The sequence below is a fragment of the Schumannella sp. 10F1B-5-1 genome (assembly GCF_006517535.1).
Taxonomy (GTDB): Bacteria; Actinomycetota; Actinomycetes; order Actinomycetales; family Microbacteriaceae; genus Schumannella.
Genome location: NZ_VHQH01000253.1, coordinates 1 through 273, shown reverse-complemented (window position 1 = coordinate 273; position 273 = coordinate 1). Strand labels below are relative to the sequence as shown.

Here is a 273-nt window from a genome sequence, read left to right as displayed (position 1 = left end):
GCGAGACGCGCACCCCGAAGAAGCCGATGAGCACCGTGATGACGGTGACGACCGCGATCGAGGCGTAGCCGAGCGCCGGCGTCATGCGTCGTCCGCGAGCGAGCGGTACCGAGACTCGTTGCGGGCCGAGGTGCGCACGTACAACGCGGCGATCGCGATGAGCACCGGGAAGAGACCGGCGCCCAGCACGATCCACGACACCGGCACCCCGGCGACGGATGCGGCGTCGAGCTCCGGCACGAGCGCGAAGGTGAGCGGAACGGCGATGAGCAC

At 70.3% G+C, this 273-nt stretch carries 1 pseudogene; it reads right to left on the bottom strand.

Annotated features, from left to right (window positions below):
• Positions 1-81: 81 nt before the first annotated feature.
• A pseudogene (locus FJ658_RS16530) lies at positions 82-273 on the bottom strand (hypothetical protein); the annotation flags it as partial.